The sequence below is a fragment of the Micrococcus sp. 093350064-1 genome (assembly GCF_053627955.1).
The window spans coordinates 1-18,879 of sequence record NZ_JBSEYU010000010.1; the positions used below are offsets into that span (position 1 = coordinate 1).

Consider the following 18,879-nt stretch of genomic DNA (forward strand, 5'->3'; position numbering starts at 1 on the left):
TGTTGAGGAACTTCCATCCTGCGGGAGAGGCCCACTCGTCTCATCTCAGCCGGCGCCTCGTGGCAAGAACCTCATGACCCACAACACCTAGGCTGTCCCCATGGCGACGACCCACATGAAGAGCACCCCCGTCCACACCGTCGGTGGGCTGCCCCAGGTGGGTGCCCCCGCCCCCGACTTCACCCTCACCGGGGCGGACCTGTCCCCGGTGACCCTGCGGGAGCTGCGCGGCCGTCGCGTGATCCTGAACATCTTCCCGTCCCTGGACACCGGCGTGTGCGCCGCCTCCGTCCGCGAGTTCGACTCCCGCGTCGCGGACCTCGGGGACACCACCGTCGTGGCCGTGTCCGCGGACCTGCCGTTCGCCGCCGCGCGCTTCTGCTCGGTCGAGGGCATCGACCACGTCCGCAGCGGCTCTGTGTTCCGCTCGTCGTTCGGCGACGACTACGGCGTGCGCATGACCGACGGTCCGCTCGAGGGCCTGCTGGCCCGCGCCGTCGTCGTGGTCGATGCCGACGGCGTGGTCCGTCATGCCCAGCTCGTCCCCGAGATCTCCGAGGAGCCGGACTACGAGGCCGCCCTGGCGGCCGCCCGGGGCTGAGCGTGACGCCGCCGGGCTGGCCGCCGCGCGCACGACGCTCGCCCCTGGCGTTCGTCATCGCGCTGTTCGGCGTGCTCGGCGCGCTGGTCCTGGCCGGGGGCCTCACCGCCCTCCTCGCCGGCCGGATGGTCGACGTCGCCGCGGACTCCGCCCCGACCGTGCCCGCCGCCGAGGCCCCCGCCCGGGAGGCGGGCGAGCTCGCGGCGGGCCTGACCCACATCCACGACGGTGTGGCGGTGGACTGGTCCGCATCGGCCCACGACGGATCGTCCCTGGACCCGGGCCAGCCGGTCGCGGACGCCCCGGGCATCCTCCTCGTGGAGACCGCCCTCGGCGCCCGCACCGGCACGGGGACGGGCATGGTGCTCTCCCCGGACGGGCTGGCGGTGACCAACTACCACGTGGTCGAGGACTCCTCGGAGGTGCACGTGGTGGTCGCGGACACCGGCGCGCGGCACACGGCCACGGTGCTCGGGCGCGATGCCGAGCACGACATCGCGGTGCTCGACGTCGAGGGCGTCTCAGACCTGCCGGTGGCCAGCGTCTCGCTGGACCCGGTACGGCGCGGGGACCAGGTGGCCGCCGTCGGCAACGGCGGAGGCCAGGGCCACCTGACGGCCGTGCGCGGCACCGTGCTCGGCACGGACCGCTCGATCATGGCCGCGGCTGAGGGCACCGATCAGTACGCGCGCCTGTCCGGCCTGATCCAGACGGACGCGGACGTCGTGCCCGGCTACTCCGGCGGCCCGGTGGTGGACGACGCCGGCCAGGTGGTCGGCGTGACCGTGGCGGCCAGCGACGGCACCACCGCAGACGAGGTGGACGGCTTCGCGATCCCGCTGGAGGTGGCCTTCGACGTGGTGGACCAGGTCCTGACGGGCGAGGAGACGGACACCGTGAGCATCGGCGCGGACGGCGCCCTGGGCATCATGGTCGGCGCGGATCCCGACGTCGGCGTCGTGGTCATGCAGGTGGACGCGGGCTCGGCCGCCGAGCAGATCGGCCTGGTCGAGGGCGATGTGATCCTCGAGATCGAGGGGCGGCCCGTCGGCGACGACGCCTCCCGGATGTCCCGCCTGGTCAACGACCACAACGTGGGGGACCGGATCACCGTCCAGTGGCGCACCGCCGACGGCGAGGTGCGCGAGGCCGAGGCGGTCCTGCAGCCGGCCCTCGTGAACTGACCGGCCCCCCGGCGCTCAGGAGAGCAGGTCCAGCGAGAGGGCCATCGCGGCCACGCCCAGCAGCACGCCGCCCAGCGCCGCGGCGCGGCCCCCGGCCGCCCGGGCGGCGGGCAGCAGCGCGTCGAGGCTCACGGTCACCATCACGCCCGCCACGGCCGCGAAGACGGCGGCCACGAGCGCGGGCGTGAGGAACGGGGCCAGCAGCAGCCAGCCGATCAGCGCGCCCAGCGGCTCCGCGATCCCCGTGAACGCGGCCCACGCGAAGGCCTTGCGCCGCGATCCGGTGGCCTGCCGCACGGGCACGGCCACGGCCACGCCCTCGGGAACGTTGTGCACGGCCATCGCGACGGCCAGCGCGAGGCCCACCGACGGATCCTGCAGGGTGCCGGCGAAGGTGACGAAGCCCTCCGGCAGATTGTGCAGGCCGATCGCCAGGGCCGTCACCGTGCCCAGGCGCAGCATCCGCCGCCGGTCCAGGCCGGCCGGGTCGGCGACGTCGCCCGGCATCTCCGAGACGGGGTCGGGGACGGCGCGCTCGAGCAGCACGTAGGCGCCTGCGCCGAGGGTCAGGGCGGCCACCGCGACGGCGGTCGCCGCGGGGCCGACCGCCCCGCCCAGCCCCTCGACGGCGGCCGGCAGCATCTCCAGGAAGGAGACCGCGAGCATGACGCCCGCGGCGAGGCCGAGGGCGGCCCCCAGCCCGCGGCCCGAGGGCTCGCGTCCGACGATCGCCAGGACGCCGCCCAGCACCGTGGCCAGCCCGGCGAACGTCGTGAGAGCGAGCGCGGTCCAGAACGGGTCCACGGGGGAGGGCCTCCTGACGGGCGGCGGGCGGGGTGGGACCATCCTAGGGACCACAGGAGGAGACCATGACCGACACCGCCGCCGGCCCCGGATTCGCGCTGCCCCGGGGCGTCGAGCCGGGCCGCGCCGTCGTCGTGGGCGCCGGCCCCAACGGCCTGACCGCCGCCGCCCTGCTGGCCCGCGAGGGCTGGGAGGTGGACGTGTTCGAGCGGGCCCCGGTGCCCGGCGGCGCGTGCGCGTCCGCGCCGGTGCTGGGGGAGGGGACCGTGGTGGACCTCGGGGCGGCGGGCCATCCGTTCGGCGTCGCCAGCCCCGTGTTCCGGGAGCTGGGGCTGACGGACCACGGGCTCGCCTGGCTGCACCCGGCCATGCCGATGGGACATCCGCTGCCGGACGGGCCGGCCGCCCTCCTGCACCGGGACCTCGAGGCCACCGCCGCGGGTCTCGGCGTCGACGCGCGGGCCTGGCGGGCCGTGCACGGGGCCCTGGTCGCGCACGTCGACGAGATCCTGGCGGGCGCGCTCGGCCCGGTGCTGCGACCCCCGCCCCATCCGGTGGCGATGGCCCGCTTCGGCCTGCGCGCCCCGTGGCCGGCCGATCTGCTGGGCCGGGCGATGTTCCGCACGGAGGCCGCCCGCGCCCTGTTCACGGGCTCGGCCGCCCACGCGATCCTGCCCTCGAGCCGGCCCCTGACGGCGGCGTTCGGTGCGCTCTTCGGCGCGCTCGGGATGAGCTCGGGCTGGCCGGTGGCGCGCGGCGGGTCGGGGGCGATCGTCGACGCGCTCGTGGCGGTGCTGCGGGCGCACGGCGGGCGGCTGCACCTGGGTCAGGAGGTCACGGACCTGCGCGCGCTGCCCGCCGCGGACGCCGTCGTGCTGGACCTGACCCCGCGCCAGGTGCTGCGCGTCGCCGGCACGGGCCTGCCGCCGCGATACGCCACGGCCCTGCGCCGGTGGCGCCCCGGGCCGTCCGTGTCCAAGGTCGACTTCCTGCTCGACGGACCGATCCCGTGGCGCGACGCCCGGCTCGCGGGCGCGGGGACGGTGCACCTGGGCGGGACCGCCACCGAGATCCGGCGGGCCGAGGACGACGTCGCGGCCGGCCGGATGCCGGCGCGGCCCTTCGTCATGCTCTGTCAGCAGCAGGCGGCAGACCCCTCACGGGCCACCGGGCCCGCCCGGGGGCACACGGTCGTCTGGTCCTACGCCCATGTGCCCCACGGGCACCCCGGCGACGTCCGTCCGCTGATCGAGGCGGAGGTGGAGCGGCACGCACCCGGCTTCCGGGACCGGATCGAGGCCGCGGTCGCGATGCGCCCGGCCGATCTGGAGGCGTGGAACCCGAACCTCGTGGGCGGCGACATCGCGGGGGGATCGCTCGCGGGAGCACGCGCGCTCCTGCGCCCCGCCGCGTCGCCCCGGCCGCACCGGGCGGGCCGGGCCGGGCTGTATCTGGCCTCCGCCTCCACCCCGCCGGGGGCCGGCGTCCACGGCATGGGCGGGGCGTGGGCCGTGCGGACGCTGCTGGCGGAGCGTCGTCGCTGACCGCGCCGGCGCCCGGGTGCAGTGGCGCCGGGTCGGGGCCTGCCGGCGCGTCGGCGTGTCGGCGACCGCTGTGCGACACGGACGGGACGGATCCAGATTCGGACTTTCGCGAACCGGAATGTGCCCGCTACAGTGTGCTCCATCTCACGGAACGTCCCGTCTCGGCGGAACGGCCCGGGGGTCGTCTCGCACCACCAGATCCCCACAGGGATGCGGGCGCGCGACGTCCTTGCACCTCTCATGAACGGAAGCACCTTCCATGAAGTACACGAAGCTCTCCGCTGCCGCGGCCCTGGCCGCCGGCTCGGCCCTCATCCTCTCCGCGTGCGCCCCGGGCGGCGGCAACGCAGGCGACTCCAGCAGCAACGGCTCCGGCGCCGGCCAGGGCGGCGACTCGGGCGCCGGCAACGTCATCGAAGGGGACAAGGGCCAGAAGCTCACCGCCGAGGCCTCCGGGCCGGAGCTGGCCGACCTGGGCGACGTCGAGACCCAGGACGGCTCCATCGCCTACTCGGTGGGCGCCGATGACTTCCTGTCCTACAACGGCCTGCAGTCGAACACGTACACCACGTACAACTCGGCCGTCGTGGACCGCATGTTCTCGTCCTTCTGGTACTTCGGCACCGACGGCTCGATCATCCCGAACAAGGACTTCGGCACGTACGAGAAGACCTCGGACGACCCGCTGACCGTGAAGTACACCATCAGCGACGACGCCAAGTGGTCCGACGGCACCCCCGTCACCGCGGGCGACTTCATCGTCCACTGGGCCGCGAACAATGACACGGTCAAGGCGGAGGGTTCCGAGACCCCGCTGTTCGACTCGATCTCCTTCGAGCAGGGCAAGTACATCCCGGAGGCGCCCGAGGGCGAGGCCGACGGCAAGGAGTTCACCGTCACCTACCCGAAGCCCTACGCGGACTGGGAGATCCTCATCAGCACCGCACTGCCGGCGCACATCGTCGCCAAGGAGGCGGGCATGAGCTTCGAGGAGCTCGTCACCGCCGCGAAGGAGAAGGACGTCGAGGCGCTCACCCCGGCGGCCGAGTTCTGGAACGACGGCTGGGACTTCAGCCCCGGCGAGCTGCCGGACGCCTCGCTGGTGCCCTCCATGGGCCCCTACAAGTTCAAGGACGGCGGCTGGCAGGCCGGCCAGTCCATCACCCTCGAGGCCAACCCCGAATACTGGGGCACCCCGGCGGCCACCAAGGAGCTCGTCCTCCGCTTCGCCGACCCCAAGACCCACGTGCAGGCCCTGCAGAACGGCGACCTCGACGTCATCGAGCCGCAGGCCACCGTGGACACCCTCCAGCAGCTCGAGGGCCTCGGCGACGACGTCAACGTCCAGACCGGTGACCAGCTGACCTGGGAGCACGTGGACTACAACCGCGGCGAGGGCTCGGTCTTCGCCGACTCCCCGGAGCTCCGCGAGGCCTTCGCCCTCTGCCTGCCCCGCCAGCAGATCGTGGACAACCTGATCAAGCCGATCTACGCGGACGCCCAGGTCATGAACCTGCGCGAGGTCTTCCCCTTCCAGGACAAGTACCAGGAGGTCGTGGACGAGGCCTACCCGAAGGAGATGGACGAGCCGAACATCGAGAAGGCGAAGGAGCTCGTCGAGAAGTCGGGCGTCTCCAAGCCCACGGTCCGCCTCGGCTACCAGGCCGGCAACCAGCGTCGCACCGAGACCGTCGCGCTCATCAAGAGCTCCTGCGACCAGGCCGGCTTCGACGTGCAGGACGCCAACTCGCCGGTGTTCTTCAAGGAGGTCATGCCGGCCGGTGACTACGACGCCGCCCTCTACGCCTGGGCCGGCTCGGGCCAGAAGGCCTCCGGCGCGAACATCTACCAGTCGGACGGCGCTCAGAACCAGCAGAGCTACAACAACCCCGAGGTGGACGCTGCCTGGGACAAGCTCGCCACCTCGCTGGACGAGAACGAGCAGCTGGAGCAGGTCAAGACCATCGAGAAGCTGCTCTGGGAGGACTTCCAGGCCATCCCGCTGTACGCTCACCCGGGTCTGGTCGGCCACAAGGCCGACATCGCCAACGTGCGCGACACCGCCGCCCAGTCGGGTGCGCTGTGGAACGTGGAGCAGTGGGTCCGCGTCCAGGAGTGACGCCCCGCTGACCTCTGACCCGGCGGTCCGCCTCCCGCGGACCGCCGGCGTCGGGATCGTGGACAGAGCCCGGCCGGGCACCGGCCGGGCTCTGGCCGTGAACCGCGGCGAACCCGCACCCCTCCCTTTCCCTTGCACTCGCACGGAAGGTCACCCCCTGTTGTGCTGAAATTCATCCTCAAGCGCCTCGGCAGCTCCCTCCTGGTGCTGTTCGGCGCGTCGATCCTGCTCTTCTTCCTCGTGGCCCACTCGGGTGACCCCCTCCAGGACCTGCGAGAGTCACAGAACCCCAACCGCGAGACCCTCATCGCCGCCCGCACCGAATTCATGGGGCTGGACCAGCCCTGGTACGCCCGGTACTGGGACTGGCTCCAGGGCATCGGCGGCTGCGTCACCGGTCAGTGCGACCTCGGCCTCAGCCGGAACGGTCAGTCCGTCGCCGACCTGCTGAGCAACGCCGCGGCCTCCACGCTGCGTCTCGTGGTGCTCGCGACCGTCCTGGCGATCATCATCGGCATCGCGATCGGCATCGTCACCGCGATCCGCCAGTACTCCGGCCTCGACTATGTGGTCACGTTCCTGATCTTCCTCTTCTTCTCGCTGCCCGTGTTCTGGGCGGCCGTGCTCCTGAAGGAGTACATGGGGATCCGGTTCAACGACTGGATCGACAGCCCCGAGCTGAACTGGCCCCTCCTCATCGGGTTCGCTGTGATCGCCGGCCTCGTCCTCCAGGCCGTGATGGCCGGGGACCTCAGGCGGCGCGCGTTCACGTTCGGCGCCACCGCCGCGTTCATCCTGCTCGCCGGCTGGGTGCTGTTCGCCGTCGACTTCTGGCGGCATCCGCAGATGGGTCCGGTCGTGCAGCTGGTCATCGGCCTGGCCGCCGCCGTCGGCGCCACCGCGGTGATCTCCGGTCTGCGCAACCGGTCGGTCCTCAAGGCCGCCCTGGTCACGGTCGCGATCGGCCTCGTCTCCTACTACGCCACCTACGGCCTGCTGTGGCGGACGCCGTCCGCGCTGCTGCTGGCCGGCCTCGGCGTCATCCTCGTGCTGGTGGCCATCCTGGTGGGCCGGCTGCTCGGCGGCTTCTCCAAGGGCTCGGCCGTGTCTGCCTCGCTGGTGACCGCCCTGATCATGGGCGTGGCGATCGTGGCGGAACACCTGATGAACTACTGGCCGACCTTCCTGAAGGTCAAGCCGCGCCCGATCTCCACGATCGGCTCGGGCACCCCGAACCTGGACGCCCACTTCTGGGTGGTGTTCCTGGACCGCGGTGCGCAGCTGCTGCTGCCCACCATCCTGCTGACCATCATCTCGGTGGCCACGTACTCGCGGTACACGCGCTCCTCCATGCTCGAGGTCTCGCGCCAGGACTACATCCGCACCGCGCGCGCCAAGGGCCTGCCGGAGCGCCAGGTGATCCTGAAGCATGCGTTCCGCAACTCCCTGATCCCCATCACCACGATCATGGCCTTCGACTTCGCCGGCCTGATCGGCGGCGCCGTGATCACGGAGCAGGTGTTCGGCTGGAAGGGGATGGGCGAGCTGTTCGCCACCGGCCTGCGCGACGTGGACCCCATGCCCGTGATGGCGTTCTTCCTCGTGACGGGCACCGCCGCCGTGCTGATGAACCTCGTGGCGGACGTGCTCTACGCCGTCCTCGACCCCCGGATTCGAGTGTGAGCCAGATGACCACCAACAACTCCTCGACGACGGGCGCGCAGCTCGACGAGAAGCAGATCTTCGACCTCGCGGAGGCGGAGGACGCCAAGCTCCGCGCCAAGGCCGGGAAGTCCTACTCCCAGGGTGCCCTGGTCCGCAAGCGGTTCTTCCGCCACAAGGCGGCGATGATCTCCCTGATCGTGCTGGTCTTCATCACGCTGATGGCGTTCTCCTCCATCGGCTTCGCCGGCATCCCCGGCTGGTGGGACAAGTCCTACACGGCCGCGGCCTCCGTGGTGAACGGCGGTCGCCCGACGCTCTCGGTCGTGCCGCAGGCCTTCGGGGGCGAGGGCATCCGCTGGGGCGAGCATCCCTTCGGCCAGGACACCACGGGCAAGGACTACTTCGCCCTCGTGATGCGCGGGACCCAGCAGTCCATGATCATCGCGGCCATCGTGGGCCTGCTCTCCACCGTGATCGGCGCGGTCGTCGGCGCCGTGTCCGGCTACTTCGGCGGCTGGGTCGACTCCGTGCTGATGCGCCTGACCGACCTGATCATCGTCATCCCGCTGCTCGTGCTCGCCGCGGTGCTCGGCCAGATGGCCAGCGGCATGAAGATGGGCATCCTCCCGCTCGCGGTGGTGCTCGGCCTCGTGTCCTGGACGTCCCTGGCCCGCCTCGTGCGCGGCGAGGTCCTGTCCCTGCGCGAGAAGGAGTTCGTGGCGGCCGCCGTCGCCATGGGCGCCAAGCCGGGCCGCCTGATCTTCAAGCACCTGCTGCCCAACACGATCGGCGTGATCGTCGTGAACGCGACGTTCGCCATCGCGGGCGCGGTGCTGCTGGAGACCTCGCTGTCCTTCCTCGGCTTCGGCGTGAAGGCGCCGGACTCGTCTCTGGGCCTGCTCATCTCCGACTATCAGAACGCGTTCACCACCCGTCCGTGGCTGTTCTGGTGGCCCGGCATGATCATCCTCGCGATCGCCCTGTCCGTGAACTTCCTCGGTGACGGCCTGCGCGACGCCTTCGACCCGCGCCAGGGTGCGGGCGCCCACCGCAGGCCCCGCTTCTTCGGCCGCCGCGCGGCCGCCACCGAGGCCGGTGCGACGACGGCGGGCGGTCTGGCCGCGGCCCCGACGGCCGGCCGGATCGAGGCCCCCGTGGAGGCGGCCGGCGGATCCGCACGGATCTCCGACGCGGACGAGGACGGTCAGCGATGAGCGCGAACGACAAGAAAGGCCGATCCATGTTCGGCAAGAAGAACCAGAACGACGTGACCGCCGGCGGGCAGGGCTCGCACGCGGCGTCGTCGGCCGACCTCGAGGCGCGCGGCGCCGCCGTGCCCGGCTCCTCCGGCGCCGGCGGCGTGCCTCCGGGCCCCGCGACGAGCGCGATGGGCGTCGTGGCCCGCCACGACGACCTGGGCGGCGAGCCGGTGCTCGCCTTCCGCGACGTGGACGTGAAGTTCGCGACCGAGTTCGGCGAGGTGCACGCGGTCAAGGGCGTGACGTTCGACGTCAAGCCCGGCGAGGTCGTCGCCCTCGTGGGCGAGTCCGGCTCCGGCAAGTCCGTCACGAGCGCCACCGCCATGGGCCTGCTCCCGGGCAATGCGGACATCACCGGCTCCGTGAAGCTGGCCGGCCGCGAGGTGCTCACCATGACCCCGGGGCAGCTGCGCGACATCCGCGGCGACGAGGTGGCGATGGTGTTCCAGGAGCCCATGACGGCCCTGAACCCCGTCCTCACCGTGGGCGACCAGCTCACGGAGGCCCTCGAGCTGCACGGCATCGCCTACGGCACCGAGGCGGACAAGCGCGCCGTCGAGCTGCTCACCATGGTGGGCATCCCCGACGCCGCCACCCGGCTCAAGCAGTACCCCCACCAGTTCTCGGGCGGCCAGCGCCAGCGCATCGTCATCGCGATGGCGATCAGCTGCTCGCCGAAGGTGATCATCGCGGACGAGCCCACCACGGCGCTCGACGTGACGGTCCAGGCCGAGATCCTGGAGCTGCTGCGCTCCCTGAAGAACAAGATGAACACCGGCATCCTGCTCATCACGCACAACATGGGCGTGGTGGCGGACATGGCGGACCGGGTGTGCGTGATGCTCCACGGCGAGCTCGTGGAGCAGGGCTCGGTGCACCAGGTGCTCCAGCACGCCCGGCACCCGTACACCCAGAAGCTGCTCTCGGCGGTGCCGCGCCTCGGCGAGCCCCTCGAGGTGGCAGAGCCGGAGCCGGTCACGGCCACGCAGACGCAGGCCCGGTACGCGATCGAGGCGGAGAACCTCCACCTCGAGTACGACCACCGCGGCAAGAAGAACCGCGTGGTCCACGACGTCAGCTTCCAGGTGGCCCCGGGCGAGATCCTGGGCCTGGTGGGCGAGTCCGGCTCGGGCAAGTCCACCATCGCCAAGTCGGTCCTCGGCCTGCTCACCATCGCGGAGGGCTCGCTGCGCATCCAGGGCCACGACCTGGCGACGATGCCCAAGGCCGAGCAGCGCGCCCTGCGCAAGAACATCGGCGTGGTCTTCCAGGACCCGGCGGCCTCGCTGGACCCGCGGTTCCCGATCGGCGACATCATCACCGAGCCGATGGTCGTGCACAAGGTGGGGGACCGGCGCTCGCGCCTGGCCCGCGCCGAGGAGCTGCTGGACGCGGTGCGTCTGCCGCGCTCCGTGGTGAACCGGTACCCGCACGAGCTCTCCGGCGGTCAGCGCCAGCGCATCTCGATCGCCCGCGCCCTGACCCTGGACCCCCAGGTGCTCATCGCGGACGAGCCGACCTCGGCCCTGGACGTGTCCGTCCAGGCCGCCGTGCTGGACATGTTCGCGGAGCTGCAGCAGCGCTACGAGTTCGCGTGCCTGTTCGTGTCCCACGACCTCGCGGTGGTGGACATGCTGGCCCACAAGGTGCTCGTCCTCAAGGACGGCCGCCAGGTGGAGCAGGGCCCCACGGAGGAGGTGCTCCACCGTCCGAAGGAGGAGTACACCCGTCGCCTCCTGGCGGCGGCGCCCGTGCCGGACCCGGACCAGCAGGCGGAGCGTCGCCAGGAGCGCCGGGAGTTCCTCGCCTCCCTCGGCGAGGGCGTCTACTGACCGCGCGGGTCGGCGGCGGGCGCGTCCCGCCGCCGGCCCCGGGCCCACCGGCCCGCCCGTCCACGGCGGCCCCTGCGCGTACAATCGCACGGGGGCCGCCGTCGTCGTGTGCCTCCACCCCTTTGATGTCGAACCGGACAGGACGCCCATGACCTCGACCGAAACCCGCCGCTCCGATCTGCGCAACGTGGCCATCGTGGCCCACGTGGACCATGGCAAGACCACGATGGTGGATGCCATGCTGCGCCAGACCGGTGCCTTCAACACGCACGGCGACGTCGCCGAGCGGGTCATGGACTCCGGGGACCTGGAGAAGGAGAAGGGGATCACGATCCTCGCGAAGAACACCACGGTGTTCTACTCCGGCCCGTCCGCCCCCGAGGGTGAGACCGTCACCATCAACGTGATCGACACCCCCGGCCACGCCGACTTCGGCGGCGAGGTGGAGCGCGGCCTGTCCATGGTGGACGGCGTCGTGCTGCTCGTGGACTCCTCCGAGGGCCCGCTGCCCCAGACCCGCTTCGTGCTCCGCAAGGCCCTCGCCGCCAAGCTGCCCGTGATCCTCGTGGTCAACAAGACGGACCGCCCGGACGCGCGCATCGACGGGGTCGTCTCCGACTCCATGGACCTGCTGCTCGGCCTGGCCTCGGACCTGGCCGAGGAGGATCCGGACCTGGACCTCGACTCGGTGCTGGACGTCCCGGTCGTCTACGCCTCGGGCAAGGCCGGCCGCGCCTCCCTGACCCAGCCCGCCGACGGCGCCCTGCCGGAGGCCGAGGACCTCGAGGCCCTCTTCAACGTGATCATGGAGCACATCCCGGCCCCGTCCTACACCGAGGGCGAGGTCCTCCAGGCGCACGTCACCAACCTGGACGCCTCCCCATTCCTCGGCCGCCTCGCGCTGCTGCGCATCTTCAACGGCACCCTCCGCAAGGGCCAGCAGGTCGCGTGGGCCCGCCAGGACGGCGCCCTGAAGACCGTGAAGATCACCGAGCTGCTGGCCACCAAGGGCCTCGAGCGCGTGCCCGCGGAGGAGGCCGGCCCGGGCGAGATCGTCGCCGTCGCCGGCATCGAGGACATCATGATCGGCGAGACCCTCACCGACGCGGAGAACCCCAAGCCGCTGCCGCTGATCACGGTGGACGACCCGGCCATCTCCATGACCGTGGGCATCAACACCTCCCCGCTGGCCGGCCGCGTCAAGGGCGCCAAGGTCACAGCGCGCCAGGTGAAGGACCGCCTGGACAAGGAGCTGATCGGCAACGTCTCGCTCAAGGTGCTCCCCACCGAACGCCCGGACGCGTGGGAGGTGCAGGGCCGCGGCGAGCTCGCCCTGGCCATCCTCGTCGAGCAGATGCGCCGCGAGGGCTTCGAGCTCACCGTGGGCAAGCCGCAGGTGGTCACCCGGACCGTGGACGGCAAGGTCCACGAGCCGATGGAGCGCATGACCATCGACATCCCCGAGGAGTTCATGGGCGCGGTCACGCAGCTCATGGCCGCCCGCAAGGGCCGCATGCAGGAGATGTCCAACCACGGCACGGGCTGGATCCGCATGGAGTTCCTGGTCCCGGCCCGCGGCCTGATCGGCTTCCGCACCCGCTTCCTCACCGAGACCCGCGGCGCGGGCATCGCCTCCTCCTACGCGGCCGGCTACGAGCCGTGGACCGGTGAGATCGAGTACCGCACCAACGGCTCCCTCGTGGCCGACCGCGCGGGCTCCGCCACGCCGTTCGCCATGATCAACCTGCAGGAGCGCGGCACCTTCTTCGTGCAGCCCGGCGCCGAGGTGTACGAGGGCATGATCGTGGGCGAGAACTCGCGCGCCGACGACATGGACGTGAACATCACCAAGGAGAAGAAGCTCACCAACATGCGTGCGGCCTCCTCCGAGTCGTTCGAGGGCCTGACGCCCCCGCGCCGACTCACCCTCGAGGAGTCCCTCGAGTTCGCCCGCGAGGACGAGTGCGTGGAGATCACCCCCGAAGACATCCGCATCCGCAAGGTCGTCCTGGACGCCAACGAGCGCCTGAAGGCCGCGCGCGCCCGCGCCCGTGCCTGAGCGTCCCCGCCGCCGCGCCCGGCCCGCCGACGTGGTGGGCGGGGCGCTGCTCGGCGTCGGCGCCGGCGCGCTCGGCACCGCCGTCCATCTGAACCTGGCCTCCCTGCCGGGCGGCTGGACCCTGCCCTGGGGTGCGGTGCTGGCGCTCGTGCTCGTCGGCTCGACACAGCGCTGGTGGATGGTCCGACGCGCGGGCCGCGGCGGGCGCGCCCTGCCGGCGGGGGCCGCGGTCGTCGCCGGCGCGTTCACCGCCGTCCTGGCCCTGCAGCGCCTGCCGGTGGACGACGCCCTGGGGGTGCCCTGGACGGCCGGCCTGTGGGCGGCGGCGCCGGGCGCCGTCGTCGCCTCCGTGGCCTGGAACGTCGGCCAGCCGGCGCTCGGCCTGGTCCTGCTGGCCGCGGGCCGGCGGCTGGACCGCCGACCCGCGGAGGCCGCCGAGGCCGCCACGCGCCCCTGCCGGGCCACTGTGACCGCCCGCGAAACGCGTCCGGGGGAGCGAGTACCCTGGACCGCAGCCCCGCAACCCCGTGCCCAGAGAGAGGTGGACGGTCAGCCATGACCTACGTGATCGCGTTGCCGTGTGTGGACGTCAAGGACAAGGCGTGCATCGACGAATGCCCCGTGGACTGCATCTACGAGGGTGAGCGCATGCTCTACATCCACCCGGACGAATGCGTCGACTGCGGCGCGTGCGAGCCGGTGTGCCCCGTCGAGGCCATCTACTACGAGGACGACACCCCCGACGAGTGGGCCGAGTACTACAAGGCCAACGTCGAGTTCTTCGACGACCTGGGCTCCCCGGGCGGCGCCGCCAAGCTGGGCATGATCGCCAAGGACCACCCGATCATCTCCGCCCTGCCCCTGCAGAACGCCGACGCCTGAGCCCCATGCTGACGCTGCCGGACTACCCGTGGGACACGCTCACCCCCTACCGTGAGCGTGCCGCCGCCCACCCGGACGGCGTCGCGGACCTGTCCATCGGCACGCCCGTGGATCCGACGCCGGACCTGATCCGCCGGGCCCTGACCGAGGCCGCCGACGCGCACGGCTACCCGACGACGCACGGCACGGACGCCCTGCGCCGCGCCGTCGTCGACTGGTACGCCCGGCGCCGCGGGGTGTCCGGGCTGGACCCGGCGGCCGTGGTGCCCACGGTCGGGTCAAAGGAGTTCATCGCGTGGCTGCCCACGCTGCTCGGGCTGGGCGCAGGCGACGTCGTCGTCCACCCCGAGGCCGCCTACCCCACCTATGCGGTGGGCGCGCTGCTGGCCGGGGCGGAGGCCGTGGCCGCGGACGACCTCGACGCGCTGGCGCCCGAGGTGCGTGAGCGGGTGCGCCTCGTGTGGACCAACTCGCCGGCCAACCCCACCGGTGCCGTGCTGGACGCCGCGGCGCTGCGCCGCACGGTCGACGCCGCCCGTGGCGTGGGCGCCGTGGTGTGCGGGGACGAGTGCTACGCCGAGCTCGGCTGGGACGCGTGGGACGGGGCCGTCGTGCCCTGCATCCTGTCCGACGAGGTCTCCGGCGGCGACCTGACGGGCCTGCTGAGCGTCTACTCGCTGTCCAAGCAGTCCAACCTCGCCGGCTACCGCGCCGCGTTCGCCGCGGGGGATCCGCAGCTCGTGGCGACCCTGGTCAACACCCGCAAGCACGCGGGCATGATCGTGCCGGCCCCGGTGCAGCATGCGATGGCCGTGGCCCTGGCCGACGACGCGCACGTGGCGGAGCAGAAGGACCGCTACCGCCGCCGTCGGGACGCGCTGCGCACCGCGCTGGAGGCCTCCGGCCACACGGTGGACCACTCCGAGGCGGGGCTGTACCTGTGGACCCGGCGGGCGGACCTGGACCCGGCCGACGCCACGGCGCAGGACTCGTGGGACCTGCTGGGCGAACTGGCGGACCTGGGCATCATCGCCGGGCCCGGCGTGTTCTACGGTGCCGGCGGCGACGGCTACGTCCGCGTGGCGATCACCGCCACGGACGAGGCGGTCGCCCGGGCCGCGGCGAGACTCACCGCCCGCGGGCCGCGGACCGGCTGAGCCGGGGTCGGGGGCCGTCGTCGGGGGAAGCGACCGCGCGTCCCGGGCCGGTCCTTGATAGTTTGGAGCAGAGTCGTCCCCGTGTGGGCGCGCCCACATGGGCGTGCGAACCCGGGCCATCGAGAAGACAAGACGAGGGAGCACACCCGTGACCCATCACGAGTCCGTCCGGCTGACCGTCGGCGAGCAGAGCCTGGACCTGGGCGTCGAGCACGCCACAGAGGGCAACAACGGCATCAACATCGCCCCGCTCCTGAAGGAGACCGGCGACGTCACCTACGACCCGGGCTTCATGAACACGGCGAACGCCAAGTCGGCCGTCACGTACATCGACGGTGACCAGGGCATCCTGCGCTACCGCGGCTACGCCATCGAGGACCTCGCCGAGCACTCCTCCTTCATGGAGGTGGCCTACCTGCTGATCTACGGCGAGCTGCCCGAGTCCAAGGAGACCCTGGAGGCCTGGGAGACCAACATCCTGCGCCACAACATGGTGCACGAGGACCTCAAGCTGTTCTTCAACGGCTTCCCGCGGGACGCGCACCCCATGCCGGTGCTGTCCTCGTCCGTGTCCGCGCTGTCCACGTTCTACCCGGACTCCCTGGACCCGCACGACCCGGAGCAGGTCCACATCTCCACCGTGCGCCTGCTCGGCAAGCTGCCGGTGCTGGCCTCCTACGCGTTCAAGAAGTCGCTGGGCCAGCCGTTCATGTACCCGCACAACTCACTGAACTACGTGGAGAACTTCCTCCGCCTGTGCTTCGGCGTGCCGGCCGAGGAATACGACATCGACCCGGACGTGGTCAAGGCCCTCGACCTGCTGCTCATGCTGCACGCCGACCACGAGCAGAACGCCTCCACCTCCACGGTGCGCCTGGTCGGCTCCACCCAGGCCAACCTGTTCGCCTCGGTGTCCGCCGGCATCAACGCCCTCTACGGCCCGCTGCACGGCGGCGCCAACGAGGCCGTGCTGAACATGCTCCGGAAGATCAAGTCGGAGGGCATCACGCCCGAGGACTTCATGGAGAAGGTGAAGAACAAGGAGGACGGCGTCCGCCTGATGGGCTTCGGCCACCGCGTGTACAAGAACTACGACCCGCGGGCCAAGATCATCAAGAAGACCGCCGAGGACATCCTGGGCAAGATGGGCGGCAACGACGAGCTGCTGGAGATTGCCCAGCGTCTCGAGGAGAAGGCCCTCGCCGACGACTACTTCGTGGAGCGCAAGCTCTACCCGAACGTCGACTTCTACACCGGCGTGATCTACAAGGCCATGGGCTTCCCGGAGAAGATGTTCACCGTCCTCTTCGCCCTCGGCCGCCTGCCCGGCTGGATCGCCCAGTGGCGCGAGCTCATGGAGGACCCGGCCGCCAAGATCGGCCGCCCGCGCCAGATCTACGTGGGCGAGCAGCTGCGCCAGTACCCGCAGCGCTGACCCGGGGGCGCTGACCCTGCGTTGGGGGGCGGTTTCGGGTGGTATTCCGACGGAATACCACCCGAAACCGCCCCCAATGCGTTCGCCGGAGCGTCTTCATGTCGAGGCGGAGTGGCCGAGGCGGCGTCGGACCACCGCGACGACGCCACGGAAGTCCTCGCGCCCATCCGCCCAGGTGACGCGGAGCGTCGTCCAGCCGCGCGCCTGGCCGTAGCGGTCCCGGCGGGCGTCGCGCGCCTGCTGCTCCCGCGTGCGGTGCCCCGCACCGTCGTACTGCAGGGCCAGGCGGACGTGGCGGTAGGCGAGGTCGGCCACGGGGGAGAAGGGGTCCTCGGGTTCGAGCGCGGCCTGCAGCTCCGGCTCCGGCAGCCCGCCGGCCACGAGGGCGAGGCGCAGGCGGGTCTCGGGCGGCGAGTCCGCCCCGACGCGAACGGAATCCAGCGCCTCCCGGGCGGCCGGGCGGCCGTGGAAGCGTCCGGACGCGTGCAGCGCCGACCGCAGCGCGGCGATCGTGGTGGCCGGATCCGTCCGGCCCGCGGGCGTCCACGGGTGCCGGACGGCGTGGTCCCCGGCGGCCACGAGGTCCTCGAACGTCCATGGGGGAGTCAGGGAGCACAGGTCCAGCCAGGTGCGATCGACCGTGGTGACGCGCAGGCCGTGCACGTGCGTGACGAACTCGGGCGCCAGCGGCCGCCGGTGGTCCATCAGCCCGGCCCGCCGGACGCGTCGTGTCCCCCGGGCCACGGTGAGGTGCACCGGCGGGCCGGCCTCGAGCTCGCCGGTCGCCGGGTCGCGCCGCCGCCAGGCTCGCGCGGGCATCGGCAGGCCGTGCAGGTGGGCCGCGGTCTCGTGGGAGAGGACGGCATCCGGGCGTCGGCGCAGGAGCGCGGCGAGGTGATCGGGGGAGAAGCCGTGCCCGGGCTCGGGCAGGCCCAGGTCGGCCCAGCCCGTGCCAGGGCGTGCCCGCTGCCGGTGGAAGCCCTGTCCGACCCGCTCCAGGTCCGACCGGCGGGCGCGGTCGGGCGGCAGCCCCAGTCGGGCCAGGTCCGTGGCCAACAGGACGGCGGGCTGGTCGGGCGGCAGAGGAATGACGACGCGCGGCATGCACCCATCGGACGACGCCGGCGAGGCGCCCGGGGCGCGCTGGCCGCGGCACGGGGATGACGCGCGGGGCGGGCGCTGCTGTGCAGGAGCCGACGGCCCGCGCCGCGCGCCGCCGTCGTCGTCTTCCCGCCCCCGGACCGCCGGGGAGTTCCGGGGGCGATACTGGGCGTTATCCCGGCGGGATACCACCGGGAATCGCCCCCCAACGCGGCGGGGAACGGGGAGGGAAGGGTCGCGGGCCGGGGACCGGGTGCGCCGGGTCAGTTCGCGTGCAGCGCCGCGTTCAGTTCGACGGTCCGGCCGGCGCGGGGGAGGGCCTCGACCCCGCCCGTGGTGGAGTTGCGGCGGAACAGCAGGTTCGGCACGCCGGAGAGGTCCACGGCCTTCACGGTCCGCGCCGCCTCGCCGTCCTGGAGCACGCTCACGCGCGTGCCCGCGGTGACGTACAGACCGGCCTCGACCACGCAGTCGTCGCCGACGGAGATGCCCACGCCGGAGTTCGCGCCGAGCAGCACGTGCTCGCCGATCACGATCCGCTGCGTGCCGCCGCCGGAGAGCGTGCCCATGATGGACGCGCCGCCTCCGACGTCGGACCCGTCGCCCACCACGACTCCGGCCGAGATCCGGCCCTCCACCATCGAATGCCCCAGGGTGCCCGCGTTGAAGTTCACGAAGCCCTCGTGCATCACGGTCGTCCCCTCGGCCAGGTGGGCGCCCAGGCGCACCCGGTCCGCGTCGCCGATGCGCACCCCGGAGGGCACGACGTAGTCCGTCATGCGCGGGAACTTGTCCACGCCGTACACCTGCACGGCGCCGCGGGCACGCAGCCTCGCCCGCGTCAGCTCGAAGTCCGCGACCGCGCAGGGTCCGTGGTTCGTCCACACCACGTTGGTGAGCAGCCCGAAGACGCCGTCGAGGTTGAGCTCGTTCGGCCGCACCAGGCGGTGCGAGAGCACGTGCAGGCGCAGCCACGCGTCCGCGGTGGAGGCCGGGGCGGCGTCCAGGTCGACCTCCAGCTCGACGACGGCCTGCGTGGTCCCGCGGTCCGCGTCGTCCGCGGCGAGGGCGCGCAGGGTGTCGCGCAGCGAGGCGTCCGCAGCGGAGAGCGGACCGGCCACGGGGGCGGGGAACCACACGTCCAGGACGGCGCCGTCGGCGGCCGTGGTGGCCAGGCCGTGGCCGGAGACGAGACGGGGGGAGGGCTGCTGTGCAGCGGTCTGGGTCATGCGCCTCA

General features: G+C 72.4%; 15 protein-coding genes. 12 read left to right on the forward strand and 3 right to left on the reverse strand.

What is annotated here, in order from left to right:
• Nucleotides 1–100: 100 nt before the first annotated feature.
• The gene (gene tpx, locus ACUW6W_RS10100) at nucleotides 101–601 is read left to right on the forward strand and encodes a thiol peroxidase (RefSeq protein ID WP_049147477.1); all 501 of its coding nucleotides are present in this window, start codon (nucleotides 101–103) and stop codon (nucleotides 599–601) included.
• Between the two features lie 2 nt (nucleotides 602–603).
• On the forward strand, nucleotides 604–1,785 hold the full coding sequence (locus ACUW6W_RS10105; RefSeq protein ID WP_063190251.1) for a S1C family serine protease: 1,182 nt from the start codon (nucleotides 604–606) through the stop codon (nucleotides 1,783–1,785).
• A gap of 15 nt (nucleotides 1,786–1,800) precedes the next feature.
• Here ACUW6W_RS10105 and zupT read toward each other — a convergent pair whose 3' ends face one another.
• Nucleotides 1,801–2,589 carry a zinc transporter ZupT gene (zupT, locus tag ACUW6W_RS10110; RefSeq protein WP_063190250.1) on the reverse strand — a complete coding sequence of 263 codons (789 nt, stop codon included), beginning with the start codon at nucleotides 2,587–2,589 and terminating at the stop codon, nucleotides 1,801–1,803.
• Between the two features lie 65 nt (nucleotides 2,590–2,654).
• Between zupT and ACUW6W_RS10115 the strand changes: the two genes are divergently transcribed.
• The 10 genes from ACUW6W_RS10115 to ACUW6W_RS10160 all read left to right on the forward strand — a co-directional run bounded on the left by ACUW6W_RS10115 (nucleotide 2,655) and on the right by ACUW6W_RS10160 (nucleotide 16,541).
• A complete protein-coding gene (locus ACUW6W_RS10115; protein ID WP_454180164.1) occupies nucleotides 2,655–4,133 on the forward strand; it encodes a phytoene desaturase family protein in 1,479 nt (492 codons plus the stop codon).
• A gap of 259 nt (nucleotides 4,134–4,392) precedes the next feature.
• Nucleotides 4,393–6,252 (forward strand): ABC transporter family substrate-binding protein, encoded by a 1,860-nt coding sequence (locus ACUW6W_RS10120; protein ID WP_454180165.1) that lies wholly within the window; start codon nucleotides 4,393–4,395, stop codon nucleotides 6,250–6,252.
• Nucleotides 6,253–6,414: 162 nt separating this feature from the next.
• A complete protein-coding gene (locus ACUW6W_RS10125) occupies nucleotides 6,415–7,935 on the forward strand; it encodes an ABC transporter permease (RefSeq protein ID WP_454180166.1) in 1,521 nt (506 codons plus the stop codon).
• 5 nt (nucleotides 7,936–7,940) lie between these two features.
• Nucleotides 7,941–9,131 carry an ABC transporter permease gene (locus ACUW6W_RS10130; RefSeq protein WP_144826564.1) on the forward strand — a complete coding sequence of 397 codons (1,191 nt, stop codon included), beginning with the start codon at nucleotides 7,941–7,943 and terminating at the stop codon, nucleotides 9,129–9,131.
• Nucleotides 9,128–11,008 carry an ABC transporter ATP-binding protein gene (locus tag ACUW6W_RS10135; RefSeq protein ID WP_073117068.1) on the forward strand — a complete coding sequence of 627 codons (1,881 nt, stop codon included), beginning with the start codon at nucleotides 9,128–9,130 and terminating at the stop codon, nucleotides 11,006–11,008. Before ACUW6W_RS10130 ends, ACUW6W_RS10135 begins: the two co-directional genes overlap by 4 nt.
• A 148-nt stretch (nucleotides 11,009–11,156) precedes the next feature.
• On the forward strand, nucleotides 11,157–13,067 hold the full coding sequence (typA, locus tag ACUW6W_RS10140) for a translational GTPase TypA (RefSeq protein WP_002855163.1): 1,911 nt from the start codon (nucleotides 11,157–11,159) through the stop codon (nucleotides 13,065–13,067).
• The gene (locus tag ACUW6W_RS10145; RefSeq protein ID WP_454180167.1) at nucleotides 13,060–13,626 is read left to right on the forward strand and encodes a hypothetical protein; all 567 of its coding nucleotides are present in this window, start codon (nucleotides 13,060–13,062) and stop codon (nucleotides 13,624–13,626) included. Before typA ends, ACUW6W_RS10145 begins: the two co-directional genes overlap by 8 nt.
• Nucleotides 13,623–13,949 carry a ferredoxin gene (gene fdxA / locus ACUW6W_RS10150; protein ID WP_002855160.1) on the forward strand — a complete coding sequence of 109 codons (327 nt, stop codon included), beginning with the start codon at nucleotides 13,623–13,625 and terminating at the stop codon, nucleotides 13,947–13,949. Before ACUW6W_RS10145 ends, fdxA begins: the two co-directional genes overlap by 4 nt.
• Before the next feature lie 5 nt (nucleotides 13,950–13,954).
• Nucleotides 13,955–15,106, forward strand: coding sequence for a succinyldiaminopimelate transaminase (gene dapC / locus ACUW6W_RS10155; RefSeq protein ID WP_454180168.1), 1,152 nt, complete (start codon nucleotides 13,955–13,957; stop codon nucleotides 15,104–15,106).
• Nucleotides 15,107–15,254: 148 nt separating this feature from the next.
• Nucleotides 15,255–16,541, forward strand: coding sequence for a citrate synthase (locus tag ACUW6W_RS10160; protein WP_080695901.1), 1,287 nt, complete (start codon nucleotides 15,255–15,257; stop codon nucleotides 16,539–16,541).
• A 96-nt stretch (nucleotides 16,542–16,637) separates the two neighbouring features.
• Here ACUW6W_RS10160 and ACUW6W_RS10165 read toward each other — a convergent pair whose 3' ends face one another.
• Nucleotides 16,638–17,645, reverse strand: a complete 1,008-nt coding sequence (locus tag ACUW6W_RS10165; RefSeq protein ID WP_144825242.1) for a DUF559 domain-containing protein — start codon at nucleotides 17,643–17,645, stop codon at nucleotides 16,638–16,640.
• Nucleotides 17,646–17,905: 260 nt separating this feature from the next.
• A complete protein-coding gene (gene dapD, locus ACUW6W_RS10170) occupies nucleotides 17,906–18,871 on the reverse strand; it encodes a 2,3,4,5-tetrahydropyridine-2,6-dicarboxylate N-succinyltransferase (protein ID WP_036382673.1) in 966 nt (321 codons plus the stop codon).
• Between the last annotated feature and the right edge of the window lie 8 nt (nucleotides 18,872–18,879).